The following is a 26,020-nucleotide window of genomic DNA, read 5'->3' as shown; positions in this document are numbered from 1 at the left end:
TGTGACGATATAATGAACATTCACTCATGCATGTTTTAATATGCGAATAGCGACGCTGCTTACCCACAAAGGATGTTGGTATGTCTTCCCCCCCTGCCTGGCCTATCGGATTTCAAACCATTTTAGTACGTGCAGTGCTGTACGTACTGTTTATAGGTGCGATTACCCAAGGCGCCTATTTTGAAGCGCTTTATCTTCCCTCAGTACGTTTTTCTGAGCTGGGTTTTACCGAATTTACCCAAACGCTGGTGTTGGCCACCTGCTGTGCAATGCTGATTTACATTCGCTATGTACTTAAAGTGTGGCCCACCGTTATGCTGCTGCTGCTAGCCTTTGTGGCCGCCTCTCTAGTGCGCGAACAGGATCACTTTTTAGATAACTATGTGGCTGAGAATACCTGGAAGGTACTCGTTGCACTGATTATTCTCCCATCGCTTTTTTGGGTGGTGAAGCAGCGCCAACGTTTTCTTGCGGAGTTCACTCATTACAGCAATACCTTTGCCTTTGGTTTGTTTACGGCAGGCGTGCTGACCACTTATATATTTTCGCGCCTGTATGGGCGACAAGAGTTCTGGCAAGCCGTTCTTGAAGACAGCTATTCAGGAACCTTTAAGAGTGTTGCTGAAGAAGTCGTCGAACTACTCGGTTATAGCCTAATTCTGATCGCCACCCTGGAGCTATTGCTACTAGCGCGCCGCATTTACAAAGCCCGGCAGACAACTATTTAAACTATATGGTTACGGCATCCAATTGCTGCGCTTAAGCGCAGCAATGATCGCCTCCAACATCACCCACACAAAAAACCCCGCCGTTCTCTTAACGGCGGGGTTTTTGATCTTAGCGGCTACTATCTTCTTGCCACTTGCTATTTACCACTTACGACTTTCTATTTACCACTCACTACTTACGACATTCACTCGTCGAGGAACGAACGCAGCGGCTCGGAGCGGCTAGGGTGACGCAGCTTACGCAGCGCTTTGGCTTCAATCTGACGAATTCGCTCACGGGTTACGTCAAACTGCTTGCCCACCTCTTCCAGCGTATGGTCGGTGTTCATATCGATACCGAAACGCATGCGCAGCACCTTCGCTTCGCGGGCGGTCAAGCCGCCTAACACGTTACGCGTTGCTTCGATAAGACCTTCACCGGTAGCCATATCAATGGGCAGCAGCATGGTACCGTCTTCGATAAAGTCACCCAGGTGTGAATCATCGTCGTCACCAATCGGCGTCTCCATGGAGATCGGTTCTTTGGCAATTTTGAGCACCTTGCGAACTTTATCTTCCGGCATTTCCAAACGCTCGCCGAGTTCTTCCGGCGTTGGCTCACGGCCCATTTCCTGCAACATCTGGCGTGATACGCGATTGAGCTTGTTGATCGTCTCAATCATATGCACCGGAATACGGATGGTGCGCGCCTGGTCGGCAATCGAACGGGTAATTGCCTGACGAATCCACCAAGTGGCATAGGTCGAGAACTTATAACCACGGCGGTATTCGAACTTATCGACCGCTTTCATCAAGCCGATGTTGCCTTCCTGGATGAGATCCAAGAACTGCAAACCCCGGTTGGTATACTTCTTGGCGATCGAAATCACCAAGCGCAGGTTAGCCTCAACCATCTCTTTCTTGGCACGGCGAGCTTTCGCCTCACCAATCGAGAGCTTGCGATTCACCTCTTTAAGGTCGGCAACCGAGAGCTGCACCATATCCTCTTCGAAGGCGATCTTGCGCTGGGCACGAGCAATATCGGCGCGCAGCGGCTCAAGGCGATCTGCGTACTTGCTCTGCGCTGCCTGGAATTCATCCAGCCATGTTTTGCTCGATTCATTACCAGGAAACGACTTGATAAACGTCTTACGCGGCACCTTGGCTTTTTTCACGCACAGCTGCATGACCGCTTTCTCTTGGGCACGCACTTGCTCAACGCTGATACGCACCTGACCGACCAAGCGCTCGAAGTGCTTAGGCACCAGCTTGATAGGCGAGAAAAGCACAGCCAAGCGGGCTTGCTCGGCTTTTAACTCAGCACTGCCGCGGCCATGCTTGGCAAACGCCTCTTCCACCAAAGCGTTCTGCTCGCGAATCTGCTCGAAACGCGCACGCGCCTCTTCGGGATCCGGACCGCCCTCGCTGGCCGTAGAATCCTCATCCTCATCGTCGCCGTCGCTCTCAACGTCGTCGTCAATCTCGGCTTCAGGCTCCGGCTCGGGCACCTCTGCTTCGGCAACGCCGGGGATACCCTCATCGGGATCGATGAAACCAGAAAACAGATCCGAAAGACGCCCCGGCGCTTCTTCATCCTGGGTAGCGTCATAGGCGTCCAAAATAGACGCGACGGCACCCGGCAAATAGGCCAGAGACGACATCACTTCACGGGTACCCTCTTCGATCCGTTTGGCGATTTCAATTTCGCCTTCACGGGTCAAAAGCTCAACCGTGCCCATTTCACGCATATACATGCGTACGGGATCAGTGGTGCGGCCTACATCGCTTTCCACGGCGGCAAGGGCCGCTACGGCCTCTTCCGCAGCGGACTCGTCCGTGGATTGATCCGACATCATCAAAGTGTCTTCATCTGGCGCTTCTTCAGCGACACTTATACCCATGTCGTTGATCATGCCAATGATGTCTTCCACTTGATCCGGGTCGGCGATATCCTCGGGTAGATGGTCGTTGACCTCGGCATAGGTCAGGTAACCCTGTTCCTTGCCTCGAGCGATCAACTCCTTCAGACGCGACTGCTGCTGCGCATTTCCAGCCATAGAAACCCTATCTCGACGAAGAAGAATGAAACACCTGGAGCGCTGAATCGATTAAACTCAACAAGCCGTACAGTATAGCGTAAAAAGCAGGAAATTTTCCAGCTCGACGTATTTGCGCGGCAATTCAGGTGTGTTAGTTTGTTCGGTTAGGCCAACGTTTGGTGGCTGACCCTATATCTGGTGCTGAAACGCTAGGAATTCAACCCCCATCGCCCAAGACACCGCCTCATTGGCGCTGAGCAAGCTCCATTACCAAGCTTGCCAAACGCTGGCGCTGCTCCTTATCTAACTTTTGTCCGGCGCGTTCCTGCGCCAGCAACGCCGTGTACTCCTCTTGGGGAGAACGCTGGCGCTGAACGTACTGCAAGTGTTCAACCAACCCCTTCAGCTCTGCTTCCCGATCTGCTTTGGGAATCAACAGCTCGCGCTTGGCGAAAGCCGCCAAGGCCTGCCCCTGCTGGCTGCCTTGAAAATGCGCCAACACCACTTGTGGACTGCGGTAGCGCCCCGCCTTGAGCAACTCAATCAGCTCGCGGCATAGCGGTGCATCGTCATCTTCCGGCAACCATTCCAAATGTTCAGGGAGCGTGGCCACCAAGTTGGGCTCATGCAATAACAACTGCACGATACGCCCAACCGGGGGGAGCGCCTGAGAACGTGAGCGCGACGAGCGGGCTGGCGCTGCCAAAACAGCGCCATTCATGGCGGATGAGGCCGATTCGGACTCCAACTGCTCTGCCGGCTCTTGCGAAACATCACCTTGGGTGACGGATCGCTGCGACGCCTGGGCACGCCTTTCGAGCAGCACTTTCAACTGCTCTTGCGATAGCCCACTACGCTTTGCCAATGACTCCAGCAATAGCGATTTGAGCATGCCTTCAGGCACTTTGTTCAATGCTTCGAGCACCTGACTGGCAAACCTCTCGCGTCCTTCCACGGTATTCAAGTCGCGCCCTTGGGCTGCCTGTTCGAATAGAAACTCCGACAGCGGCATGGCGCAGGTCACGCGATCCTGAAATGCCTGGGTGCCTTCACGGCGCACCAGGGTGTCCGGGTCATCACCTTCGGGCAGAAACAGAAAGCGCGCTTCACGGCCATCTATCATTTGCGGCAGTGCAGTTTCCAACGCCCGGCTAGCCGCCTGCCTCCCTGCACGATCACCGTCGAAACAGAACACTACGCGACTTACCAGTCGAAACAGGCGGGTCAAATGGTCTTCCGTGGTGGCGGTACCCAGCGTCGCCACAGCATTATGAATACCGTATTGCGCCAGTGCCACCACATCCATATAGCCTTCGACCATGACCAACTGCTCAAGCTTGTTCGAGGCTTGGCGCGCCTCATACAAGCCGTAAAGCTCACGACCTTTATGGAATACAGGCGTTTCCGGCGAGTTGAGATATTTGGGCTGATCATCGCCCATCACTCGACCACCAAAGGCAATCGTACGACCGCGCAAATCGCGAATGGGGAACATTACCCGATCACGAAAACGGTCGTAGGTACGCCCGGTATCCTCACGGTGAATCAGCAGGCCGTATTCCACCTGCACTGGCTCACCAATACCGCGCTCGCTGAGGTGCTGTTTTAGCGCCTCCCAACCCGCCGGGGCATAGCCAATGCCATAGGTCTTGATCACCTCGTCCGAGAGCCCACGGCCCGACAAATAGCGTTGGGCAGACTGACCCTCCTGCATCTTTAATCGCTCGCGATAAAAACTGGCGGCGAGTTCGAGCAGGTTAACGCCCTCTTTGCGCTTCTTTTCACGCTGCTGGGCACGCGGGTCATCAGCGCCTTCACGCGGCACTTCAATACCCAGGCGACCGGCCAACTGCTCTACCGCCTCAGGAAACGGTAGTTTGTCGTACTCCATCAAGAAGCGTAGTGCATTACCATTAGCTCCGCAGCCAAAGCAGTGATAAAACTGCTTATCAGCACTGACGGTAAACGATGGGGTTTTCTCTTGATGGAAGGGACACAGCCCAGAGTAGTTACGGCCAGCCTTTTTAAGCTGCACGCGCTCACCAACCACCTCGACCACGTCAACGCGGCCTAACAGATCATCAATGAAACGCTGTGGAATTTGGCCTGCCATGAACTACGGGCATCCTCGCGCAAAGCGCTAACTTTCGAGACTGTTTTCAAAACCAGTTTTTTAAGGCACTGCTTAAAGTCATCAGACCCATTGCCAGATCAGATCATCATAAACAGCGACGTTCTTTAGCAACGACGGTCTTGAAGGACAGCCTTGAAAAACGATAGCTTTGAAGAACAACAGTCAAAAACAAACGGCCACCTAGTGGCGGCCGCTTGGCATCCCTCTTGAGACGACCAGCTAACTGCTCCGGCCCCCTCGGGTACGGATCAATAGAGCCGTTCGAAACGCTTTTGCTCACGCTGAACTTTCTTAGCGTGGCGTTTTACGGCAGCTGCCGCTTTGCGTTTACGCTCAGCAGTCGGCTTCTCATAGTGCTCGCGACGGCGTACTTCAGAAAGAACACCGGCTTTTTCGCAAGAACGCTTGAAGCGACGCAGGGCGACGTCAAACGGCTCGTTATCACGTACTTTTACAGAAGGCATTAAGCACTCACCTACCTTAAGGAGTCTTGAGTTCGGATAGTACGTACACTGCGATATTACATTTAGAACGCGGTGTACGACCCAGTTTTACAGCGCACAGTAGTTTAGTCGCCGTTGGCCATCTTTGCAAATGCTTACGCTGACCCAGGACGACAATGCTAGACTAGTGCTCTTGTGTTTTTCACCTTTACATCTTTTGAATAGCCTTTGAGAGTCCCTTTTTATGCGAGTTCTGGGCATTGAAACATCCTGCGACGAAACGGGTGTCGCGCTTTACGACACCTCGTCAACCGGCGGCAAGGGGCTACTTGCCGATGCGCTGTATAGCCAAATCGCCATGCATGCAGAATTTGGCGGCGTAGTGCCCGAACTCGCCTCTCGCGATCACACCCGCAAACTGCTGCCGCTGATCGAGCAAGTGCTCGGCGACGCCAAGCTAACGCGCGGCGACCTGGATGGCATCACTTACACCGCAGGCCCCGGCTTGGTCGGCGCATTAATGGTGGGTGCCAGTACGGCACACGGAATGGCTCGCGCCTTGAACATCCCCGTGCTCGGCGTACACCATATGGAAGGCCATTTACTGGCACCGATGCTGGAAGACGAGCCACCCGAGTTCCCTTTCGTGGCGCTGCTGGTATCCGGCGGCCATACCCAGCTCGTAGAAGTTCAGGGGCTGGGTCGCTATCAACTGCTCGGCGAATCGGTGGATGACGCGGCTGGTGAAGCGTTTGATAAAGCCGCCAAGATGCTCGGACTGGCCTACCCAGGCGGCCCTCAGGTCGCCAAGCTGGCGGAACAGGGTGACCCAAAGCGCTTTCGCTTCCCGCGCCCCATGACCGACCGGCCAGGGCTAGACTTCAGTTTTTCGGGCCTAAAAACCCACACCATGACGGCCATTCGCCAGCTGGATATAGCCGACGAATTCGACGCCCAGGCCCGCGCCGACGTTGCCCGCGCCTTTGAAGAGGCCGTTGTCGATACGCTGGTGATTAAGTGCCGTCGAGCGCTGGATCAAACCGGCTTGAAGCGCTTAGTGGTGGCGGGCGGAGTCAGCGCCAACCATCGCCTGCGCGAACGACTGCAGGCTGAGTGTGAAAAACGCCAAGCCTGCGCCTACTACCCACGCGGGCGGTTCTGTACTGACAATGGCGCCATGATTGCTTATGTCGGTGCTCAACGCCTGGCAGAGGGAGAGTGCGACACCCCTGGAATCATGCAGGCGACGCCCCGCTGGCCGCTGGATCAGTTGACACCGCCTGCCTCACGCTAAGAACCACGAAACGGCGGCTCTTCACCGCGTCGCAGTCGGCGAATATTAAGCCCGTGACGGGCCAGCACCAACAGGCTGAATCCACCCACTACCATGACGTACTCCGGTGCTAGCCAGCCACAGGCCAGCGGCGCCACGAGTGCGCTCACTAACGAAGCCAATGCCGCCGTTTTTAATCGCCACGCCAGCAGTACCCATATCGCTGCACTCAGTAGCGCCACCTGGGGCACCAACACCAACAACACACCGAAGGCACTGGCGACCGCTTTACCGCCACGAAAGCCATGCCACAGTGGAAAGCTGTGACCTAATAATACTGCCAACCCCACTACTCCCTGCAGCCAGACCGGGCAGCCCATCAGCTTTGCACCCAAAACAGCAGGCATGGCTTTTAAGGCGTCTAACAGCAGTGTCGCTGCCGCCAAGCGGGGGCCATATAGGCGCAGTACGTTGGAAAAGCCGGGATTCAATGAGCCATGTTGGCGGGGGTCGCCCACGCCCGCCAAGCGGCAGACGCTCAGCGCTGCCAGCCAACTGCCGCTTAAATACCCCACCACTATCCATAGCATGGCGCTCTACTCGCGTTGTAGACCGTCTCGTTAGCCCGGCCCGCTGTCGTTTAGCCCCATCCTAACGTACAATCGCCCGCTTGTTACCGTAGAGGGAAGCTGGATGGATCGTATTTTGATTGAAGCGTTAAGCGTCGATACCGTGATTGGTGTCTACGACTGGGAGCGCTCGATTCAACAGTCGCTAAGCTTAGACTTGGTGTTGGCGACCGATATTCGCTCGGCGGCTGCCACCGACGATTTACGCCTCACCCTGGATTACGCTGCTATCTGCCAGCGCATTCAGCAGTTTGCCGATGCCCATCAATTCGCTCTGGTAGAGACTTTCGCCGAACGCCTCGCTGAGTGCCTACGGACGGAATTCCCTATCACTTGGCTACGCTTGACGGTACGTAAACCGGGCGCGGTTGCCAACGCCGTTAGCGTCGGCCTGGAAATCACCCGCGGCAACCTGCCGGAGGCAACCCAGGAGATCAGCGCATGAACCTGGTGACCGTCAGCTTAGGCAGCAATATTCACCCTACTCGGCATATTCGCTGCTGCCTCGATGCGCTTGCTGATACCTTCGGCCCCCTGCAAATCTCCCGTGTGTTTGAAAGCGAGCCGGTAGGTTTCGCCGACAGCCGCAATTTCTATAACCTGGTGGTGGCGTTTCACAGCGCCTGGACACCCGGCGAACTTCAGGCGTGGGGGAAGCAGCTGGAAATAGAGCATGGCCGCCTGCCTGGTCTTGCCAAATTTAGCCCCCGCGCGCTGGATATCGACTTGCTCACCGTGGGCAGCCTTTGCGGCACGGTTGACGAAATCGCCTTACCGCGTAGCGAAATTACCCATAATGCGTTCGTGCTACAGCCGCTTGCTGAGCTGCTGCCCAATCAGCGTCACCCCCGCTGTGGCACGCCCTATGCCGCGCTATGGAGTGCCTTCGAGTTAGGCAGCCAACGCCTCTGGGCGGTGGATTTCAGCTGGCGCGGCCGCTGGATCTCCCAAGCTGACGAACAGCCCCTGCTGGCGGCGGCACGCCGGTAAGCTGCTAGGTTAGCGCAGCTTCCACGGCCTGCTCTCGGCGCTCGCGCAAGGCCTCTCCCAGCGCCGCCCCTTGATACCCCTCGGCTATCAGTGCTTGGGGGCTTACCTCCCGAGCAGCTTTCCAGGCGCTTTCAAGCGGGCCAACCTGCTCAGGCGCCAGCACCTTGACTAACGCCAGCTGTCCCTCGACCTGCTCTGGCTTACGCCAACCATCCAAACGCTCCAGCCACCGCAACACGCTGGCGCCCTCTAATGCGTCGGCAGGCAGCGCATGGTTTGTTAGCGAATGGTTTATTAAAGAATAGGTAAGCGCGGTATGGCGAGCTAATTGGGCAACGGCATTGGGTAATTTGAGTCGTTCCGATAAGGCATCGCGCTGCTCATCGCTTAGCGGCGATACCAACTGAGCATGGCGCCAATGAGCCAATGGGAACATGTCGCTATCTGGCACCTGAGCCATCGCTGCCAAGCCCTTCACTAACACTTCGCCCGCCAATTCTGGCCACCAGACGTTGAGCGCGTCGCAACGTTCAAGGGTGGTGAAATAGACCTCTGGGCTTGGCTCACCCAGCGCTTTTTCCGTTTCGACCCACACCCGCTCGGCGGCCAGGTGCTCAAGTTCGCCGCTGCGGCTCACCTTACGCATTAGCGTCAGGGTTTCAGGGGCAATAGTAAAGCCCAGTGACGCATAGCGGGCCAGAAAACGTGCGGTACGCAGTACTCGCAGCGGGTCTTCGCTAAATGCCGCAGAGATATGTCGCAACACACGCCGTTCGATATCGCCTTGACCATTAAATGGATCGGTTAATTCGCCCTTGGTACTCTGGGCAATGGCATTAATGGTTAAATCACGCCGCAACAGATCCTCTTCCAGGCTGACATCGGGGCTGGCATGTACCTCGAACCCGGCATAGCCGTGTCCCGACTTGCGTTCGGTGCGGGCCAGTGCGTACTCCTCAGCGGTTTCAGGATGCAGAAAAACCGGAAAGTCGCGCCCCACGGGCTTAAAACCACGCTTGCGCATGGCGTCTGGCGTAGCGCCCACCACGACCCAGTCATTGTCATATACCGGCCAGCCAAGTAACTCATCACGTACGGCGCCGCCCACTCTGTACACGTTCAAGCCCGCTAGGCGGGGATCACTGTCTGTCTCTTTCACTGTCGTTTTCCCCGCGGAAGGCTAGCTACACTGGTTCGCTCACCGCTGTCCAGATTGAGCGCGGTCAGTCGACCACCCCAAACACAGCCTGTATCCAGCGCCTCAACGGGTACCCGCGCCTGGGGTGTGCTCCCCTTGAGTGCCGCCCAGTGACCGAAGAGCAGCCGGGTGTCATCGTCACGCGGGTATTGAAACCAAGGCAGGAAGCCCTCTGGCGCGCTATCCAGCCCCTCCTTGGCAGCAAAGTCCAAACGGCCCTGGGCATCAATAAAGCGCATCCGAGTCAGCACATTGACAGTCAGGCGCAGCCGATCCATGCCGTCTAAATCGTCGTGCCAGCTATCCGGCTGATTGCCAAATAGCTGGGTTAAAAACTCACCGGATGCTTCACTCGAAAGCGCCGCCTGCACTTCACGCCCCAGGGACTCGGTCTGGGCTACGCTCCATTGGGGAGGCAGCCCAGCGTGGGTCATTAGCGTACTGTTTTCAAACACGCTAAGCGGTTGGCTCTGCAGCCAATCCAGCAGTACTTCGCGATCAGGCGCACCAAGAATATCGCTCAGGGTATCGTTTTTTTTCAGCTTGCCGCCGCCGCGCGCCACGACCAGCAAATGAAAATCGTGGTTGCCCAATACGCTGCGTGCCGAGCTACCCAGCGTGCGCACTTCTCGCAGACACTCCAATGAACTAGGCCCACGATTAATCAAATCGCCCACCAGCCATAGCGTATCCCGCGCGGGGTTGAAGCTGAGCTTCTCAAGAAGGGCTACAAATTCAGCGTGACAGCCATGCAGATCGCCGATCGCATAGGTACTCATGCGCGAGGCCTTTTTAATAAAATGAGTGGGCTAAATACTACCACTTCACCAACACCCTCTGCCTGTTGTTGGCAGTTTATGTTGATGATTAACACTGGTAAAAAAGGCAAACCTGGATCACTATAAAAAGTACGCTCTGACCCTCTTAAGCCTCTCGCTAGCTTAGCCACTCAATCGCGTAGTTGGTCAATTGAGTAGTTGGTCAATCGAATAGCCACCTCGCAACAACTGTTAAGGAAAACGGTACGCTTATGACAATGGATTACTCTCGACGCGGGCTGCTGCGAGCAGCAACGCTGGCAGGTCTTGGCGCACTTATACTCCCCGGCACAACGCTTCTTCCAGCCGCACGAGCCGCCGCTCCCAAGCTTGACCCACCGCCCGCTGCGGTAACGGTTAATGGTTGGCTACTGGGCAGCAATGACCGCTGATGTATATCGCTTTTGAGGATATCAACGAACACAGCGATGCTGTGGATGTCTGCATTATCGGCGCGGGTGCGGCGGGCATTTCCATGGCCGCTACACTGGCGGAGCGGGGGCACCGCGTACTGCTCTGCGAAGGGGGCGATGCGGACTACAGCGAACGCTCACAGGAGTGCTACCGGGGCGAAGTCATCGGCGACCCTTATATTCCACTCTATGGCGCACGCCTGCGCCATTTGGGCGGGTCGACCAACCACTGGGGCGGCATCTGCCGGCCACTTGATCGCTATGACTTTACCGCCAAAAGAGCTGCCAGTGAGACGGCCTGGCCTATTGGCCAGGATGCGTTATCGCCCTACTACCGCGCCGCCGCTAACGTGCTCGACTTGGCGCCTACGCCTGCTGATCAAGCGATCACGGACTCTGGGCTCAAGCGCATCTATTTCTCACTGGGCCATCCGACGCGCCTGAAGGAGAAATATGCCACCACGCTAAGCGAATCGACCACGCTGGAGTGCTGCCTAACGGCCAACTTGGTGGCGCTGGAAAGCCAGGAGGGCAAAGTCACCGGCGCTACTTTCAAAAACTACCAAGGCGATTACCGCAAGGTTCAGGCGCGCTACTTTGTGCTGGCCTGTGGCGGCATCGAAAACTCGCGCCTGCTGTTATGGTGCAACCAGCAGTTAAATGGCCAGCTTATACCTCAAGCTAACACCCTAGGGCGCTACTGGATGGAGCATCCCCACGCCACGGTGGGTCAGGCGCTAATTTTTGAGCCAGCGGCCCTGGGCCTGGACGAGGATTATAACGTGTTCCTCTCCCCCACCGCTCAATCCGTTAGCTCACGCCAAATACTGAATTGTGGACTGCGCTTGCACCGCATGAGCGCTGAAGCCACCCAGGAACTGATTGACGAGCTCGCGAATCAGGCCCCCACGCTGGCGGGACGGCTGCGTATCTGGCAGGCCCAGGGGCGGGTGATACACGGCGCGGTGCTAAGAGCTGCCTGGGAGCAAGAACCTCGCTTTGACAATCGCATAGAGTTAAGCGAAGAGCTGGATGAGCTGGGCGTACCCCGCGGCCGATTGATGTGGCAGCAGTCCGAGCTGGATCGTCATACTATCCGCGAGAGCATGCTGCTATTGGGGGAGTATCTGCGCGACAATGAGGTAGGTAGGCTACAACTGGCTGACTGGCTCGCCGATACGCCGGTACAGCTGCCCACCGAGGGCGAGCTGGCTGGCCGTCACCATATGGGCGGCACGCGCATGAGCCTTAATGCCGAGCAAGGCATCGTTAATCCAGATTGCCGACTGTTTGCCCAGGATAACTTCTACGTGGCGGGTTCCAGCGTTTTTGCCAGCGCCGGACACGCCAACCCTACGTTAACGCTTGTGCAGCTGGCCCTGCGGCTTTGCGACCATCTAGAGAGTAGGCTAACGTCAACAGGCCCTAATGGAGCTGAAGCGGCACGGCTAACCTAAAGGGGCTAATGGCTACCTCAAAAACACGTTGAGTAGAGGTATCTAACAGCGTATAGGCACCCTCCATTACCCCCACTGGGGTTTGTAGAATAGCGCGACTGGTGTAACGAAAACTCTGACCGGGGCCAACCAGCGGCTGTTGGCCGACGACCCCTTTGCCGCGCACTTCCTGGCAGTCGCCGCTACCCTGGGTGATTTTCCAGTAGCGCGCCATCAGCTGAACGCTATGGGGACTCTGATTGTGGACAGTCACGGTGTAGCTAAACACATAGCGCGACTCGTCATCATTAGACTCGTCAGCGCGGTAGCTAGGGACGACGCTGACTTTGATTGCTAGGCTACTCACGTTTGGCTGCCCCGCTCACCGCTTGCCTGCTCATCGGCGGCAACACGGTTAGCAATCGCCACGTACTCCGCCACGGTCAACGTTTGCGGACGGCGGATGGGGTCAATGCCCAGGTCTTCCAGAGTGTCGGCACTCACCCGCCCTTTGAAGTTATTGCGCAGCGTTTTGCGCCGCTGGCCAAAGGCGAGTTTCACCAGCTGAAACAGCATCTCTGGATCATCCGCCGTATGAGGCAGCGTTTCATGGGGGGTTAAGCGCACAATGGCAGAGTCGACTTTGGGTCGTGGCACAAAGGCTTCCGGCGGCACAATAAACAGCTGTTCGACCTGGCAGTAGTACTGAGCCATAACAGATAGACGTCCCCAATCAGCGCCACCGGGCTCTGCGGCTAAGCGCTCAACCACCTCTTTTTGCAGCATAAAGTGCATGTCTTCTATGGCACTTCCTGCAGCCAGCAGATGTATTATCAGCGGTGTGGAGATGTTGTAGGGTAGGTTGCCTACCACGCGTAGCGAGGGGCCATCGCCTTTCAGCGCGGCAAAATCGAACTTCAGTGCGTCTCCTTCATGAATCACAAAATCGGGATAGTTGAAAAACTGTACCCGCAGACCGGGAATTAGGTCGCGATCCAACTCGATCACTTCCAAGTGCCCCGCGGCTTCCAGCAGCGGCTCGGTCAGCGCTCCCTGGCCTGGGCCAATTTCGACGAGGCGATCCGTCGAGCGCGGGCCAACAGCGCGAACGATCCGCGAGATAATGCCGAGGTCGCGTAAAAAATTCTGACCAAAGCGTTTACGAGCGCGGTGTTGGGGCACAGTAGACATCAAACGGTGTTCCTTGGGGTGCGGATTCAATCGGGAGTATGTAGTAGCCAGTACTGTTGCAACTGGTCGTCTGCTTGCATCAGTACCAGAGTAGGTTTCCGCGAGGGCGCTGTGAACCCGTCCTTGGGCGCTACTTTTTCCATCTGACCGCCATGGATGGCGTAAATGCCGGAATTGTCAGGAACATTTTCCGGCCCTGGAAAAAGACCCTCGCTGCAACCTATCCTGGCACCGGATTAAATTTCAGCAGCAGACAACCGCCTTGCGGCTAAACGGCGCGCAAGGGCGATAGCGACGTTTAGGCTGCCGGGGTTTGCCACGCCTTTGCCTGCCAGATCCAGCGCGGTGCCATGGTCAACCGAAGTGCGTACCAATGGCAAGCCCAAAGTAATATTAGCGGCCTGACCAAAACCTGCGTATTTTAATACCGCTAACCCCTGGTCATGGTACATCGCCAGCACCGCATCGACACCTGCCAAATGCCTGGGGGTAAACAGCGTGTCGGCGGGCAAGGGGCCAAGTATATCCACTCCTTCAGCGCGCAGTGCATCAAGCGCAGGAATAATTATATCCAGCTCTTCGCGCCCCAGGTGACCATCTTCACCGGCGTGGGGATTTAAGCCACATACCGCAATACGTGGCTGGGCAATCCCAAACTGGCGCTGCAAATCAGCCGCCAGCAGTCGGCTAATACGGGTTACCCGCTCAAAGGTAATGGCGTCGGCAACATTGCGCAGCGGCAAATGGGTAGTCACCAGCGCCACACGAAGATCGCCACTACCCTGCCAGCTTGGTGACGCCGCATGCAGCGCCGTATCGGTGGCGAGCATCATTACCACCTCATTGACACCGCAGGCATCTCGCAACCACTCAGTGTGGCCGGTAAAGGCTGGGTGACCACCTTCGATGATGACGCCTTTATGGAGTGGCGCCGTAACCATAGCGGCCGCCTGACCTTTTTGGCAGGCATCCACCGCCAACGCCAAGGTAGCCAGCACATAGTCAGCGTTGGCCGGATTGAGAACGCCCGGCGTGGCCGGTTCGTTCAGAGCAACCGGCCAGACCGGCAAACTATGGGCGCCACTTGGGCACTCGCCAGGCGAACACTCAATCACCGTGACACTTATTCCCAGCGCTGCTGCACGCTGGCGCAACATATCCGGGTCGCCAATCGCTACGGTTCCAGCGGGGAGGATGCCCTGGGCCGCTAACATCAGCATTAACTCGGGGCCAATGCCCGACGGCTCGCCGGTGGTCACCACTACCGGCAGCTCGCTATCGGAAGATAAAGTGCCCACTACCATTAGAGTCGAATATCAACAAAGGCCTGAGAGCGCACCTCTTGCTGCCAGGTCTCTAGCTCTTCGTTCGCACGGCGCTGGAAGATCGCTTGGCGCACCTGCTCACGCTGGCTCTCTTGGGTAACGTTTTGACGACGACGTTCTTCTACTTCAATGACGTGGTAGCCAAACTGAGAGCGCACCGGCTGAGATACCTGGTTAACATCCAGTTCGCGCATCGCTTCTTCAAAGGCGGGTACAGTTTGCCCTGGGCGAACCCAGCCCAGCTCACCGCCGTTGAGGGCAGTACCGCTATCATCGCTATACTCACGTGCCACCGAGGCAAAATCTTCGCCTTGCATCAGCCGCTGGCGCACCTCTTCCGCTCGTGAACGGGCCTGGTTTTCATCGCGGTTCGGGGTCAGCGTAATCAGCACGTGGCGGGCACGGGTCTCTTCAATAAAGTTCTGCTCACCGGACTGGCTTGGCTGCTGGTCTAAAAAGCGTTCAACGTCACGGTCGCTAACCGATACGCGATTGCTAATTTGACGCTGCTGCACCTGGCGCATCAGCATTTCGCGGCGAATATCTTCGCGCACGCTGGCCAGCGTCATACCATCAGCTTCCACGGCATCGGCAAACCCATCAAGCGTCATGCCGTTGGATTCGGCAATCGAGCGCACCTGCCCATTGAGTTCGGTATCATCAATGCTTAAATTGGCATCTTTCGCCATTTGCAGTTGAATCTCTTCCATCACCATGCGCTCAAGCACCTGCCGCTCCAACTGGGAGCGCGGGGGAAGGTTACCGCCCTGGGCCTGGGCCTGCTGCTCGACTTTCGCCATACGATCGTCTAGTTCGCTGCGCATAATTACATCGTTATTGACCACGGCCACGACGCTGTCCAGCACTTGGCGCTGAGTGGACTGGAAGTTCTGCGCCTGAAGGGCTAGCGGGGCCAATGCAAGGCCTGCGCCTACACACAAAGCGAGCAGGCTACCAGCAGATAGCTGTTTCATACGGCCTAGCAGGGGCTTTCTCATTTTCATAACAAACGTCTCTTTCATTAGCCATTCTATGGAAGTCATTTACAGGGCAGTCGGACGATAGCCAGGAATGGTCTGTTCAAAATAGCTATCCGCATCCTGACCAACGCCGCCTAAGCCACGGAATACGAAGCGTAAAAATAGCCCGCGATCATTAAAGTCATCATCAATGGGTGCGGTGTCATTGTCATCTACCCATTCGCGCCACACCAACTGCAGACCGTAACAGCAGTTGTTCCACTGCACGCCTGCCAATTGCTCCAGTGAGCGTTCATTGGTTTGATCGTGCAGGTAGCGGCCAATCAAATCAATGTTGGTACTGGCTTTCCAGGCAAATGAGAGATCCCACTCTTCGCGGTTATAGTCGCGGAAGCCATCATCGCCCGGCAATACACCTGGGTCGAATCCTTCGATCTCCCAACGGTAGCCAAGGTTCACTACGTGCCCTTCGGGATGCCGGTAACCAACATCAACACTTGATCGTTCGGTGCGTTCCCGGTGGTCATCGTAGAGCCATTCTGCTCCGCTGCTCCAGCGATCATTGATCTCCCAGTCAAGGCGGGTAACCAGCGGCGAACGATCACGGGTGGCCTGATAGCGGCTTTCCGGATTGACGCTTGGGTTATCTTCCGGCCGATCCGGCAGCGTATCGGCATCGCCCTCGCTATCGATGCGGCGGTCATCAAAGTAAACGCTCTGACCTACCCCAAACGAGAGCCGGTCACGACCGGAGGCGTCTTCCAATAAGCGCGACTGCACGCCGTAAGAGAGCCGGTTGAGATCGCCAACGCGGTCAGTGCCGGAAAAGCGCTGGGCTGACCAAAGCTGATCCCATGAGAAAGCGCGTTCGCGACTATCAAAGTCAGGCAGTTCGCTCTGATCGGTACGCGGCACATAGGCGTAGTTCAGACGCGGCTCTAGGGTTTGGCGGTAGTCCCGCCCTCCCAAGGCAAGTTCACGCTCAAAGACGAGCCCGCTGTCGATGGAGGTCAGCGCAACACTGCGGCTGGGTGAGTCGCTACGCTGCGTATCGCGCTCGCCGTAATCCAGTTCGTAAGCAGTGTTCCACAGTTCGGTACGCGGCTCCAGGTAGCCCCAAGGGCGCTCGAAACGCCAGCCAACCGCAGGCATTAGGTGCAAACGGCTACCGGTGGCCGCTTCGCGCTCCGGTACGCGGCGCTCATCCACGTCGCGCCAAAAATAGGTCGCGTTCGACCGCCACTGGGTGTATAGGCCATTGTCGAACTGCCAGTTGGCATTCGCGCTCAGACTCGGCAGTTGATAAAAAGGTTTATCGCTATCGCTAAGTGGGTCTTCCAAGCGCTGAAAACCCTGGGCGCGGGCATCCAACTGCCAGCGCTGGCCGCGGTAATCGACCTGAGCCAAACGCTCCATACTGGCGCGATCACTCTCGCCAAACTCACCGCCGAAGTCATCGAAATAGCGTCCGTCACTGGCCGCCCCGTAGCGCAGCCGATAATTACTGCGCTCGTTTACCCGCCCGGCATGGCGGGCATCCACATACCAGCGATCATCACCCTCAAAGCGATTTTCTCCGCCCCCAGAGCCACCGTCATCACTGTTTAAATAGCCGCCTTCAACGATGCCCGAGCTCTCCTCAAACAGGTAGCGGTACTCACCGTTCATCAACAGCCCGTGGTCGCTCATCCAGCGCGGCGTGATGGTGGCATCGTGATTAGCGGCGATATTCCAATAAAACGGCTGGGCGTAATCAAAGCCGTCCGATGAGAAGCCAATTGATGGGGAAAGCAGCCCGGTATGGCGGCGGTCATCGATGGGGAAACGCAGCCATGGCCAGTAAAATACTGGCACATCCTTTACCTGTAAACGGGCGTGACGCGCAGTACCAAAGCCTTCGGCCTGGTTCAAGCGAATATCGCTGCTGACCAGTTGCCAGCTATTAGTGCCTGGGTCACAGGTGGTGAAGCTTGCGTCTTGCAGGCGGTATTCGCCCTCCCCGGTCTGCTCTAGCTGACTAGCCTGACCGCGCAGATGCTGCTCGTAGAGCACATAGTGGCTGTCACCCAGGGTGGCCCGATCTTCGTTTAGCCTGAGCATCGCCTGTTCGCCACGCACCAAAGCGCGCCCATCGCGGATGGCGATATTACCTTCTGCATCGACCTGCTGACGGTCGGCGGGTAAAAAGATACGCTCCGCTTCAACTTCTTCATTGCCGCGACGCAGTACCACATCACCGCGTAGCAATGCCTCGCCATCGGCAGCGTAATCGACTTCCCGGGCCTCCAACGAGACGGTTTCCGGGTTATCTTCCGCTGGCAAACGGTAGCTGGGCATTACATAGCGGCCCCGGCACAGTTGGTTAGCCGCTTCCTCTTCTCCCCAGGGTTGCCAATCCAGCGCTTCAGCGGACATGGTTTGACCCTGAGCCACCGCTGTAAACGAGGCGCCAGCAAGCAAACTGCCCATCAGCGTATGCGCAACCGGCAACGTGCGCGAAAATCGCTTGCCCATGTTCGTTATCCTTGGCATCCAGAATCGGTATTATACAGCCCGCATGATGCCCGACCAGCAAGGAGCTTGCATGTTCTCATATCGGATTAACGCCCTCACCATGTGGGCCGCCCAACAAAACGGTCTCTCTGAGACCGATATTTCGCTTTCATCCGCCGTGGGCGATGCAAGTTTTCGGCGCTATTTTCGCCTCACACTACCCGATGGCACCACCCAGGTAGTCATGGATGCCCCGCCTGAGCAAGAGGACTCCCAGCCGTTTGTAACCATTGCCAAGCGCTGGCGAAGCGCCGGACTGCCGGTACCCAAGGTGCACGCCACCAACCTGGCGGACGGCTTTCTGCTACTTGAAGACTTGGGTAACACCCCCCTGCAGTGTTTGTTTAGCGATGACGCTACCACACAGGCTTACCATAAGCAGGCTCTCACGCTGATCGCCGAGCTGCAAAATCGCGCAGGCCCAGACTCGCTGCCCGCGTATGATACGGCGTTGTTGGGCCGCGAGCTCGATCTGTTCCCAGAGTGGTGTCTCAGCGCTTGGTTAACGCTGCCATCGCCAGAGAGCTGGCACGTCGTTCGTGAGCAGCTTATCCAGCATGCCTTAGCGCAGCCGGTAGTGACTGTGCACCGTGATTTTGATGCCATGAACCTGATGATGCACGATCAGCGCCTGTTTATGATCGACTTTCAGGACGCCGTGGCTGGACCGCTCAGCTACGATGTGATCTCGCTGCTACGGGGGCGCTACTGCCGCTTTAGCAATGAGCAGTTCGCAGGCTTTGTCGAGGTTTTTTATCACCAGGCCCGCAACGATGGCCGACTGCCCAGCAGTGTCGATTTTGCCACTTTTCTGCTCCAGTGCCACGCGATGGCCGCCCAGCGCTCACTAAAAGTGCTAGGGATTTTCTGCCGCTTAACCCTGCGCGATCAAAAAAGTGGCTATCTTGGGCGCTTACCCCACTTTCTGGATCATCTGGAAGATAGTTTTTCGTTTCTGACCGAGCAGGCTGAGTTCGCTGAGTGGCTCCAACTCACCTTACGGCCTGCCATTATGAAACGACTAGCGGAAATACCGTCATGAAAGCGATGATTTTAGCCGCAGGCCTAGGCAAGCGAATGCGCCCGCTCACCGACCACTGCCCCAAGCCGCTGCTGCCCGTGGCGGGCAAGCCGCTGATCGTGCACCACCTGGCGCGTCTTCGCCAGGCAGGTATTCATGAGGTCGTCATCAATGTCAGCTACCGTGCAGAGCAGATTATCGCAGCGCTCGGCGATGGTGACGCCTATGGACTGCACATTCACTGGAGTCGCGAAACCGAACCATTGGAAACCGGAGGCGGTATTCAGCAAGCGCTGCCGATGCTTGGCGAGGCGCCGTTTCTGTTGATTAACGGCGACGTTTGGTGCGCAGCGCTCCCTGCCCAGCACGCGCTGCAAGGCGATGATCTGGCTCACCTGATGCTGGTAGAAAACCCTTTTCACCACGCCAGTGGGGATTTTGGACTAGCAGGAAGGCGCGTGAATCAAACCAGCACTCAGCGTTTAACCTACTCAGGCATCAGCGTGATTCACCCTGAGGTGCTCGCCGGGCAGCCCCAGGGCGCCTTTGCCTTGGCGCCACTGCTGAGAACTGCTATCGATAACAACCGGGTAAGCGGCGAGCACTATAAGGGGCATTGGGTCGACGTCGGAACCCCTGAACGACTGGCTGCGCTGGAACGCCAGCTACAGGTCGACAGGGGTTAGCCTATGCATCCGCACTACTTACGTGAAGCGATCGCCACCACTCCACGGGTAGCGGTCTACGGCACGCTCAAACAAGGTTTCAACAATGCCTACTGGCTAAACGGAGCCACTCTGCTCGGGAGCGACGTTACCCCAGCGCTCACGCTGTACGATATTGGCCCCTACCCCGGCGCCAAATGGCAGCGGTCAAAAGGGGTGACGATTGAAGTCTATCAGATCAGTATTGACCACTTGGCCCAGCTAGACCGGCTAGAGGATTACCGCATTGATGCGCCGTCAGAGGGTGAGTATGACCGCCAGCAGATAACCACCTGTTTTGGCCTCGCCTGGGTCTATCTTTACAATCCGAGTGTGACAGGTAAAACAGCCATTTATGAGGGTGGCTGGCGCATGCCGAACATTAGCAATGTTCAACAGCGGCGCTGAGAAGAGGCGCGCAGGCCAAGAAATGTTATGCTGCGCGACTTACCTTTCGTCGCCTAGATGAGGAGAGCAACGTGAAAGCACGGGTAAAATGGACAGAAGGCCGCCAATTCGTGGCGGAATCCGGTAGCGGGCACAGCGTTGTGATCGACGGCCCGCCCGACCACGGCGGTCGTAACACAGGGCCTCGCCCAATGGAAATGCTGCTAATGGGCATGGGCAGTTGCACCGCTTTTGATATCTTGAATATTCTTGATAAAGCGCGTGCCGATGTGACCGACTGCGTTGCTGAGCTAGATGCTCAACGCGCCGATGAAGTGCCCGCCGTTTTTACCAAGATCCACGTCCATTTCGTGGTGACCGGTCGTGCGCTGAAAGAGAAACAGGTGGCCCGCGCGGTTGAGCTCTCCGCTGAAAAATACTGCAGTGCCTCGATCATGCTCGTTAACGGCGGCGTTGAGATCACCCATTCCTTTGAGATTATTGAGGAGGCTCGGACGTGACAGACAATCTCCGACTCCACGGGTTTAACAACCTGACCAGCTCGCTGAGCTTCAACATTTACGATATCTGTTATGCCAAAACCGAAGAGCAGACGGCGGCTTACATCGACTATATCGATGAGCTGTATAACGCCGAACGTTTGACGCAGATTCTTAAAGACGTCACCAATATCATCGGCGCCCATGTTCTCAATATCGCCCGTCAGGATTACGAGCCCCACGGCGCGAGCGTGACGATTTTGATTGCCGAACATGAGCTTGATGAGGCGGCGCCTGAGCAAATTGAGCCAGGTCCCGGCCCGCTACCAGAGACGGTGGTTGGCCACCTGGATAAAAGCCACGTTACGGTGCACAGCTACCCCGAGTCGCACCCCGACAACGGTATTAGCACCTTCCGCCTGGATATCGATGTCTCCACCTGTGGTCATATCAGCCCATTAAAAGCGCTGAACTACCTGATCCACAGCTTCGACTCCGATATCGTCACCATGGATTACCGGGTGCGTGGCTTTACCCGCGATGTGGATGGCAAAAAACTGTTTATCGATCACGGTATTACTTCCATTCAAGACTACCTCGCTGAAGACACCAAGAATGCGTACCAGATGATGGACGTCAACGTGTATCAGGAGAACATGTTCCACACCAAGATGCTGCTCAAAGACTTCGAACTGGATAACTACCTATTCGGCACGTCGCGTCGCGATATTACCTTTGAAGAAGCCCGGGATATCGAGGGCCGTCTGCGTAAAGAAATGCTGGAAATTTTCTACTCCCGCAATCTGGATTAAGCCCCCAAACTGGACTCAACGCAGCACCAGGACACCAAAAAGCCAGTTCATAATGAACTGGCTTTTTTATGGCTTCCTCGAATGGTTAATAAACGCTTGGCTCGCCTTCAGGGCGAGTCTTAAAACGTCGGTGTAGCCAGAGGTACTGCTCTGGGTGCTTACTAATGGCCAGCTCAATAAACTGGTTGACCTGCGTGGCATCGGCCACTTCATCACCGCTGGGAAACCCTTTCAGGGCAGGCAGGCTTTCAATGGTATAGGTGGCGTTATCCGGGTTGCGGTGAAACATCATCGGCACCACCGACGCGCCGGTCATACGCGCAAGCTTGGCCGTTAAGCGAATAGTCGCGGCCTGCTGGCCAAATAGCGGCGCAAATACGCTCACATCGCGGCCAAAATCCTGATCCGGTGAGTACCACACCATACGGCCAGCCTTGAGCTGACGCACCGCACCGCGCAGGTCATAACGGTCGAGTGCAACACCAAAATTGCGCCCGCGGGCGCGGGTCATAAAACGCTCAAACAGCGGGTTATTATGCGGTCGATAGACCGCATCGGCAGAGAAAAACAGCGCGTGCAGGGCACCCCCTAAATCGAGGGAAGAGAAGTGAACCCCCACAATGATCACGCCTTTACCCCGGGCCTCGGCGAGGGCCATATGCTCTTCGCCGATGTAAGCGACCCGGTGGCGCAGGCTTTCACCATCGCGACACCAGCCGGTTGCGGTTTCAATCAGACCAATGCCATTGGCAATAAAGGTATCTTTGACGAGCTGATACTGTTGTTCGGGACTCTTTTCGCGGAAACAGAGCGCTATATTGGTTTCGGTAATATGGCGCCGCCGTTTGGCAAAGCGCCAGGCGAGCAGTCCAAGCCCTTTGCCAATGGCCATTTTTAATCGCCAAGGCAACCAGGCAGCGATATACATGGCACCAATAGCCAGCCATGTGGGCCAATACCGCGGGTGGGCGAATGAGCGCGGATAACGTGATTTCGACATGCAAACAACCGTTTAAGCAGAACGTCCATGATAACGCCGCGGCGCCCGAGGCAGTACCCCTGTTAGCAGCGTATAGCTGATGGTATCGCAGTAGCGGGCCACTTCATCCACCGACAGCACCTCGCCGTTGCTGGCCCTGCCCCACAATACAACGTCGCTTCCAATCGCAGCGTCGGGTACGTCCGTCACATCAACGGTCAACATATCCATGGAGACTTTCCCGGCAATCGCACAGCGCTGGCCGTTGACCAGTACCGGCGTGCCATCGCGAGCATGACGGTCATAGCCATCGCCGTAGCCGCAGGCGACCACGGCAATGCGTGAACGCCGCGGTGCGCGCCAGCGCCCGCTATAGCCCACGGGCTCGCCCTCTTCCAGCTCCCTCAGGGCAATTATTTCCGAGCGCAGGGTCATCACCGGCTGCAGCTGCTGAGTGATTTCGTTGGCATCTTCCAAGGGGTCGCTGCCGTAGAGCATCACACCTGGCCGGTTCCAGTCACCATGGGCCACCGGCCACGCCAGGGTAGCCGGTGAGTTGGCCAGGCACAGCGGCGCTGCCAGCTCACTGGCAAGACCTTCCAGCCGGGTCATTTGCTGGTTGAAGTAGCGGTTATCGCGGGAATCGGCGCTGGCAAAGTGACTCATAAGGTGGAGCGAGGCCACGCTTGGCGCGGTACTTAGCTGACGCCAGATGGCGGCGGCCTCGTCGATGGCAAACCCCAGGCGATGCATGCCGGAGTCAACTTTCAACCAGACAGGAATTGGCTTTTTAGGAGAAGCGGCTAGCAGGGCATCGACCTGCCATTGGCTGTGCACCGTAATCCAGAAGCCGTGGGAATCCACCAGCGCCAGCTCGTCGGCGCTAAAGATGCCTTCCAACAGGATAATGGGTTGGGTAATGCCGCCTTGGCGCAGGGTAAGGGCCTCTTCGATACAGGCAACGGCAAACGCGGGAGCCTGACTTTCCAGCGCCCGAGCGCAGGCCAGTGCGCCATGCCCATACCCATCGGCTTTGATAACTGCCACTGAGCGGCTTTGCGGCGCGCAGCGGCACGCCAATTGATAGTTGTGACGCAGCGCGTCCAGATCAATATCGGCCACAAGGGGGCGCATGTGCTTTCTCACTTACCTGATTTAGCAATAAAAGTTTATTAATAAAACTGCCAGCAATAAAAAGCCGAGTAAGCGCTCACTGGCGCTCGCCCGGCTTAGAGAGATAACGCGATTTACGTTCGCCTAAGCTTCACTTAGGTTTCAAACAGTGCTTCCAGAGAAAGGCCCTGTTTTTCCAGCGAACGGCGCAGTTTTTTGAGTGCTTCGACCTGGATCTGGCGAACTCGCTCGCGGGTTAAACCGATTTCGGCGCCCACTTCTTCCAGGGTGGCCGACTCGTGGCCGCGTAAGCCAAAACGGCGCACAACCACTTCGCGCTGTTTTTCGCTCAGCTCATCCAGCCAAAGATCCACATGCTCTTTAACGTCACCATCCACTAGCCGCGCCTCAGGCCCCTGCACTTCATCGTCAGCCAATGTATCGATCAGCGGTTTATCACTCTCACCACCCATGGGGTAATCGACAGACGATACGCGCTCATTAAGACCGAGCATCTTTTTGACCACATCGACCGGTTTATCAAGGTGATCAGCGATCTCTTCGGCGGTGGCTTCATGGTCAAACTTTTGAGTCAATTCACGCGCCGCACGCAGGTAAATATTGAGCTCTTTGACCACATGAATGGGCAAGCGGATCGTCCGCGTCTGGTTCATCAACGCCCGCTCGATGGTTTGACGGATCCACCAGGTGGCGTAGGTCGAGAAACGGAAGCCCCGTTCGGGGTCAAACTTCTCTACCGCGCGAATCAAACCTAAATTGCCCTCTTCGATCAAATCCAGCAACGTCAAGCCGCGGTTTAGGTAGCGGCGGGCAATTTTCACTACCAGCCGCAGGTTGGATTCAATCATTCGTGAGCGACCCAAGGGGTCGCCTTTACGCGCTAAGCGGCCGTAGTAAACTTCCTCTTCTGGCGTTAACAGTGGCGAAAAGCCGATTTCGTTGAGGTAGATTTGCGTCGCATCCAAGCTTTGGGTCGATTGACGATCCTCACGCCCTAGCGCTTTCTCGAAGGCATCTTCTTCTATCGTGACATCGTCATCGGTATCATCAAGTGCCTCCTCAGCAGCGTCCAGGTCAACCTCCTGTAGATCTTTCTCCAACATACTCATGGCCTTACCCCTCGTTTGTCGCCTACCCGCCATTTAGAAAGTCAAAGGGTGCGTTCTAGGACGCACACCATATTGTTATGTGACGATTGTTATATGACGCTCGAATGCTGCGATTCGGGCAACGTCCAAGTTATGCGCTGACTGCTCACTCTCCCGGTGAGTGCATTAGCGAGAAGGCAGAAAGTCCATGGGATCTTGCGGCTGCCCATCACGGCGAACTTCAAAGTGTAATCTGACGTTTTCAGCATCGCTATCCCCCATTGTGGCAATCACCTCACCAGCCTCTACTACGTCATTTTCACTGACCCGTAAGCTGTCGTTATGAGCATACGCACTCAGGAACTGATCGTTGTGCTTAAGAAGGATGAGGTTGCCGTACCCCCTGACGCCACTGCCCGCATAGACCACAATACCGGGGCCTGCCGCTTTAACAGGTTGCCCCTTTTCACCAGCGATATCAATCCCAGCGGTGATGCTATCACCCTGACCAAATGCCCCGACCACATTACCATCGGCAGGCCACTGCCAGTCGATGTTTTCGGCGGGCGTATAGGTACGCGATGAGCGGTCTACGCTGTCACTTTGTGTGGCAGGCGCTGCTTCAGACTGTGGTTCGGGCTGTGGTTCGGGCTCAGCTTCGGGCTGCGGTGCCGGCGCTTGCTCGGGCTCAGCTTGTTCGGGTTCTGATGATGGCTGTGGCTCAGGTTGCTCGGCGGGCTCAGGCTCAGCCGCCGCGACGACTTCAGGCTGAGGTGTTGAGGACGGTTCATCAGTCTCTTGCTCCGCTGCATTGCGTTCAGCGGTAAGGCGCTGGTTACGTTGAATCGCAGATTCATCGGGCAGTAGCCAATCCAACTCCTGGTCGTCACCGGCCACTGAGGCCGTCTGTGGGCTCAGCCCGGTCGCCACTGCGCCACTTGAGGTATTCGTCGTGGGTTGGTTACTGGCCGTGGATGCCGACGCAGCGCCTTCACGCAGTGCAATCGTTTGCCCCGGCCGAATTTGGTAGGGCGGATCGATGTTATTGATTGCCGCGAGCTGGCGATAATCCAAATTGTGCTGCCAAGCAATGCCATACAAGGTATCGCCCGCTTTCACCGTATACTGGGGCGAGTTTTCCACCGCCTGGCGTGCTTGGCTTAAATCGCGCACCTGAGGGCTTCCGCCTTGCTGGCTGGCACAGCCAGCAATGGCTAAGGCCAGCGCCGACATCATGAGTACTTTAGGTATATGACCTTTACGCAT

The 26,020-nt window shown here is 56.6% G+C and carries 26 protein-coding genes; 11 read left to right on the top strand and 15 right to left on the bottom strand.

What is annotated here, in order from left to right; all coding sequences use genetic code 11:
* Positions 1-80 precede the first annotated feature (80 nt).
* Entirely contained in the window at positions 81-728 is a 648-nt protein-coding gene (locus tag HZU72_RS08335) for a hypothetical protein (RefSeq protein ID WP_180091365.1), read from the top strand.
* 185 nt (positions 729-913) lie between these two features.
* On the opposite strand, the gene rpoD is transcribed toward HZU72_RS08335, so the two are convergent.
* The 3 genes from rpoD to rpsU form a co-directional block, all read right to left on the bottom strand.
* Positions 914-2,764, bottom strand: a complete 1,851-nt coding sequence (rpoD, locus tag HZU72_RS08330; RefSeq protein WP_027958016.1) for an RNA polymerase sigma factor RpoD — start codon at positions 2,762-2,764, stop codon at positions 914-916.
* 226 nt (positions 2,765-2,990) lie between these two features.
* Entirely contained in the window at positions 2,991-4,859 is a 1,869-nt protein-coding gene (gene dnaG / locus HZU72_RS08325; protein WP_180091364.1) for a DNA primase, read from the bottom strand.
* Between the two features lie 269 nt (positions 4,860-5,128).
* Positions 5,129-5,344, bottom strand: a complete 216-nt coding sequence (rpsU, locus tag HZU72_RS08320) for a 30S ribosomal protein S21 (RefSeq protein ID WP_008956349.1) — start codon at positions 5,342-5,344, stop codon at positions 5,129-5,131.
* 223 nt (positions 5,345-5,567) lie between these two features.
* On the opposite strand from rpsU, the gene tsaD reads away from it, so the two are divergent.
* A complete protein-coding gene (gene tsaD / locus HZU72_RS08315; protein ID WP_180091363.1) occupies positions 5,568-6,617 on the top strand; it encodes a tRNA (adenosine(37)-N6)-threonylcarbamoyltransferase complex transferase subunit TsaD in 1,050 nt (349 codons plus the stop codon).
* Here tsaD and plsY read toward each other — a convergent pair.
* A complete protein-coding gene (gene plsY / locus HZU72_RS08310; protein WP_180091362.1) occupies positions 6,614-7,186 on the bottom strand; it encodes a glycerol-3-phosphate 1-O-acyltransferase PlsY in 573 nt (190 codons plus the stop codon). The genes tsaD and plsY overlap by 4 nt on opposite strands.
* A gap of 103 nt (positions 7,187-7,289) precedes the next feature.
* Here plsY and folB point away from each other — a divergent pair, with 103 nt between their 5' ends.
* Positions 7,290-7,670, top strand: coding sequence for a dihydroneopterin aldolase (gene folB / locus HZU72_RS08305; RefSeq protein WP_041158827.1), 381 nt, complete (start codon positions 7,290-7,292; stop codon positions 7,668-7,670).
* Positions 7,667-8,215: a 2-amino-4-hydroxy-6-hydroxymethyldihydropteridine diphosphokinase gene (gene folK / locus HZU72_RS08300; protein ID WP_180091361.1), complete on the top strand. Its 549-nt coding sequence runs from the start codon at positions 7,667-7,669 to the stop codon at positions 8,213-8,215. Before folB ends, folK begins: the two co-directional genes overlap by 4 nt.
* A gap of 4 nt (positions 8,216-8,219) precedes the next feature.
* On the opposite strand, the gene HZU72_RS08295 is transcribed toward folK, so the two are convergent.
* Entirely contained in the window at positions 8,220-9,374 is a 1,155-nt protein-coding gene (locus HZU72_RS08295; protein ID WP_180091360.1) for a tRNA nucleotidyltransferase/poly(A) polymerase-related protein, read from the bottom strand.
* Entirely contained in the window at positions 9,371-10,192 is an 822-nt protein-coding gene (locus HZU72_RS08290; protein WP_180091359.1) for a symmetrical bis(5'-nucleosyl)-tetraphosphatase, read from the bottom strand. The genes HZU72_RS08295 and HZU72_RS08290 overlap by 4 nt, the downstream gene beginning before the upstream one ends.
* A 251-nt stretch (positions 10,193-10,443) precedes the next feature.
* On the opposite strand from HZU72_RS08290, the gene HZU72_RS08285 reads away from it, so the two are divergent.
* Together HZU72_RS08285 and HZU72_RS08280 are read left to right on the top strand one after the other, a co-directional pair.
* Positions 10,444-10,623 (top strand): hypothetical protein, encoded by a 180-nt coding sequence (locus HZU72_RS08285; RefSeq protein WP_180091358.1) that lies wholly within the window; start codon positions 10,444-10,446, stop codon positions 10,621-10,623.
* The gene (locus HZU72_RS08280; protein ID WP_180091357.1) at positions 10,623-12,101 is read left to right on the top strand and encodes an FAD-dependent oxidoreductase; all 1,479 of its coding nucleotides are present in this window, start codon (positions 10,623-10,625) and stop codon (positions 12,099-12,101) included. The genes HZU72_RS08285 and HZU72_RS08280 overlap by 1 nt, the downstream gene beginning before the upstream one ends.
* Here HZU72_RS08280 and apaG read toward each other — a convergent pair.
* The 5 genes from apaG to HZU72_RS08255 form a co-directional block, all read right to left on the bottom strand.
* Positions 12,070-12,447 carry a Co2+/Mg2+ efflux facilitator ApaG/CorD gene (gene apaG, locus HZU72_RS08275; RefSeq protein ID WP_180091356.1) on the bottom strand — a complete coding sequence of 126 codons (378 nt, stop codon included), beginning with the start codon at positions 12,445-12,447 and terminating at the stop codon, positions 12,070-12,072. The two genes, HZU72_RS08280 and apaG, sit on opposite strands and share 32 nt — an antisense overlap.
* Positions 12,444-13,271 carry a 16S rRNA (adenine(1518)-N(6)/adenine(1519)-N(6))-dimethyltransferase RsmA gene (rsmA, locus tag HZU72_RS08270; RefSeq protein ID WP_180091355.1) on the bottom strand — a complete coding sequence of 276 codons (828 nt, stop codon included), beginning with the start codon at positions 13,269-13,271 and terminating at the stop codon, positions 12,444-12,446. The genes apaG and rsmA overlap by 4 nt, the downstream gene beginning before the upstream one ends.
* A 236-nt stretch (positions 13,272-13,507) precedes the next feature.
* Entirely contained in the window at positions 13,508-14,575 is a 1,068-nt protein-coding gene (gene pdxA, locus HZU72_RS08265) for a 4-hydroxythreonine-4-phosphate dehydrogenase PdxA (protein WP_180091354.1), read from the bottom strand.
* Entirely contained in the window at positions 14,575-15,600 is a 1,026-nt protein-coding gene (locus HZU72_RS08260) for a peptidylprolyl isomerase (RefSeq protein ID WP_180091353.1), read from the bottom strand. Before HZU72_RS08260 ends, pdxA begins: the two co-directional genes overlap by 1 nt.
* 39 nt (positions 15,601-15,639) lie before the next feature.
* Positions 15,640-18,090, bottom strand: a complete 2,451-nt coding sequence (locus tag HZU72_RS08255) for an LPS-assembly protein LptD (protein ID WP_180091352.1) — start codon at positions 18,088-18,090, stop codon at positions 15,640-15,642.
* Positions 18,091-18,160: 70 nt separating this feature from the next.
* Between HZU72_RS08255 and HZU72_RS08250 the strand changes: the two genes are divergently transcribed.
* The 5 genes from HZU72_RS08250 (at position 18,161) to speD (ending at position 21,553) form a co-directional block, all read left to right on the top strand.
* Positions 18,161-19,171 carry an aminoglycoside phosphotransferase family protein gene (locus tag HZU72_RS08250; RefSeq protein ID WP_180091351.1) on the top strand — a complete coding sequence of 337 codons (1,011 nt, stop codon included), beginning with the start codon at positions 18,161-18,163 and terminating at the stop codon, positions 19,169-19,171.
* A complete protein-coding gene (murU, locus tag HZU72_RS08245; RefSeq protein WP_180091350.1) occupies positions 19,168-19,836 on the top strand; it encodes an N-acetylmuramate alpha-1-phosphate uridylyltransferase MurU in 669 nt (222 codons plus the stop codon). The genes HZU72_RS08250 and murU overlap by 4 nt, the downstream gene beginning before the upstream one ends.
* 3 nt (positions 19,837-19,839) lie before the next feature.
* On the top strand, positions 19,840-20,262 hold the full coding sequence (locus HZU72_RS08240) for a gamma-glutamylcyclotransferase family protein (protein WP_180091349.1): 423 nt from the start codon (positions 19,840-19,842) through the stop codon (positions 20,260-20,262).
* 71 nt (positions 20,263-20,333) lie between these two features.
* A complete protein-coding gene (locus HZU72_RS08235) occupies positions 20,334-20,762 on the top strand; it encodes an OsmC family protein (RefSeq protein ID WP_180091348.1) in 429 nt (142 codons plus the stop codon).
* On the top strand, positions 20,759-21,553 hold the full coding sequence (gene speD, locus HZU72_RS08230) for an adenosylmethionine decarboxylase (RefSeq protein WP_022522363.1): 795 nt from the start codon (positions 20,759-20,761) through the stop codon (positions 21,551-21,553). The genes HZU72_RS08235 and speD overlap by 4 nt, the downstream gene beginning before the upstream one ends.
* Before the next feature lie 85 nt (positions 21,554-21,638).
* On the opposite strand, the gene lpxL is transcribed toward speD, so the two are convergent.
* The 4 genes from lpxL to HZU72_RS08210 all read right to left on the bottom strand — a co-directional run bounded on the left by lpxL (position 21,639) and on the right by HZU72_RS08210 (position 26,020).
* Positions 21,639-22,553, bottom strand: coding sequence for an LpxL/LpxP family Kdo(2)-lipid IV(A) lauroyl/palmitoleoyl acyltransferase (gene lpxL, locus HZU72_RS08225; protein WP_180091347.1), 915 nt, complete (start codon positions 22,551-22,553; stop codon positions 21,639-21,641).
* 12 nt (positions 22,554-22,565) lie between these two features.
* The gene (gene alr, locus HZU72_RS08220; protein WP_180091346.1) at positions 22,566-23,666 is read right to left on the bottom strand and encodes an alanine racemase; all 1,101 of its coding nucleotides are present in this window, start codon (positions 23,664-23,666) and stop codon (positions 22,566-22,568) included.
* Between the two features lie 134 nt (positions 23,667-23,800).
* The gene (gene rpoS, locus HZU72_RS08215; RefSeq protein ID WP_180091345.1) at positions 23,801-24,775 is read right to left on the bottom strand and encodes an RNA polymerase sigma factor RpoS; all 975 of its coding nucleotides are present in this window, start codon (positions 24,773-24,775) and stop codon (positions 23,801-23,803) included.
* A gap of 165 nt (positions 24,776-24,940) precedes the next feature.
* Positions 24,941-26,020 carry a peptidoglycan DD-metalloendopeptidase family protein gene (locus HZU72_RS08210; RefSeq protein WP_180091344.1) on the bottom strand — a complete coding sequence of 360 codons (1,080 nt, stop codon included), beginning with the start codon at positions 26,018-26,020 and terminating at the stop codon, positions 24,941-24,943.

The organism is Vreelandella sedimenti (assembly GCF_013416325.1).
GTDB lineage: Bacteria > Pseudomonadota > Gammaproteobacteria > Pseudomonadales > Halomonadaceae > Vreelandella > Vreelandella sedimenti.
The sequence above is the reverse complement of the archived record's forward strand: the minus strand, read 5'-3'. Positions and strand labels throughout refer to the sequence as shown.

What these genes read in the sequence shown, in the direction of transcription:
- HZU72_RS08210 (WP_180091344.1), bottom strand. Translation starts at nt 26,020, where the DNA reads ATGCGTAAAGGTCATATACCTAAAGTACTCATGATGTCGGCGCTGGCC.
- HZU72_RS08280 (WP_180091357.1), top strand. Translation starts at nt 10,623, where the DNA reads ATGTATATCGCTTTTGAGGATATCAACGAACACAGCGATGCTGTGGAT.
- rpoS (WP_180091345.1), bottom strand. Translation starts at nt 24,775, where the DNA reads ATGAGTATGTTGGAGAAAGATCTACAGGAGGTTGACCTGGACGCTGCT.
- HZU72_RS08285 (WP_180091358.1), top strand. Translation starts at nt 10,444, where the DNA reads ATGACAATGGATTACTCTCGACGCGGGCTGCTGCGAGCAGCAACGCTG.
- tsaD (WP_180091363.1), top strand. Translation starts at nt 5,568, where the DNA reads ATGCGAGTTCTGGGCATTGAAACATCCTGCGACGAAACGGGTGTCGCG.
- folK (WP_180091361.1), top strand. Translation starts at nt 7,667, where the DNA reads ATGAACCTGGTGACCGTCAGCTTAGGCAGCAATATTCACCCTACTCGG.
- HZU72_RS08255 (WP_180091352.1), bottom strand. Translation starts at nt 18,090, where the DNA reads ATGGGCAAGCGATTTTCGCGCACGTTGCCGGTTGCGCATACGCTGATG.
- rpsU (WP_008956349.1), bottom strand. Translation starts at nt 5,344, where the DNA reads ATGCCTTCTGTAAAAGTACGTGATAACGAGCCGTTTGACGTCGCCCTG.
- HZU72_RS08290 (WP_180091359.1), bottom strand. Translation starts at nt 10,192, where the DNA reads ATGAGTACCTATGCGATCGGCGATCTGCATGGCTGTCACGCTGAATTT.
- HZU72_RS08240 (WP_180091349.1), top strand. Translation starts at nt 19,840, where the DNA reads ATGCATCCGCACTACTTACGTGAAGCGATCGCCACCACTCCACGGGTA.
- plsY (WP_180091362.1), bottom strand. Translation starts at nt 7,186, where the DNA reads ATGCTATGGATAGTGGTGGGGTATTTAAGCGGCAGTTGGCTGGCAGCG.
- folB (WP_041158827.1), top strand. Translation starts at nt 7,290, where the DNA reads ATGGATCGTATTTTGATTGAAGCGTTAAGCGTCGATACCGTGATTGGT.
- pdxA (WP_180091354.1), bottom strand. Translation starts at nt 14,575, where the DNA reads ATGGTAGTGGGCACTTTATCTTCCGATAGCGAGCTGCCGGTAGTGGTG.
- lpxL (WP_180091347.1), bottom strand. Translation starts at nt 22,553, where the DNA reads ATGTCGAAATCACGTTATCCGCGCTCATTCGCCCACCCGCGGTATTGG.
- dnaG (WP_180091364.1), bottom strand. Translation starts at nt 4,859, where the DNA reads ATGGCAGGCCAAATTCCACAGCGTTTCATTGATGATCTGTTAGGCCGC.
- HZU72_RS08260 (WP_180091353.1), bottom strand. Translation starts at nt 15,600, where the DNA reads ATGAAAATGAGAAAGCCCCTGCTAGGCCGTATGAAACAGCTATCTGCT.
- HZU72_RS08335 (WP_180091365.1), top strand. Translation starts at nt 81, where the DNA reads ATGTCTTCCCCCCCTGCCTGGCCTATCGGATTTCAAACCATTTTAGTA.
- rsmA (WP_180091355.1), bottom strand. Translation starts at nt 13,271, where the DNA reads ATGTCTACTGTGCCCCAACACCGCGCTCGTAAACGCTTTGGTCAGAAT.
- murU (WP_180091350.1), top strand. Translation starts at nt 19,168, where the DNA reads ATGAAAGCGATGATTTTAGCCGCAGGCCTAGGCAAGCGAATGCGCCCG.
- alr (WP_180091346.1), bottom strand. Translation starts at nt 23,666, where the DNA reads ATGCGCCCCCTTGTGGCCGATATTGATCTGGACGCGCTGCGTCACAAC.
- rpoD (WP_027958016.1), bottom strand. Translation starts at nt 2,764, where the DNA reads ATGGCTGGAAATGCGCAGCAGCAGTCGCGTCTGAAGGAGTTGATCGCT.
- HZU72_RS08250 (WP_180091351.1), top strand. Translation starts at nt 18,161, where the DNA reads ATGTTCTCATATCGGATTAACGCCCTCACCATGTGGGCCGCCCAACAA.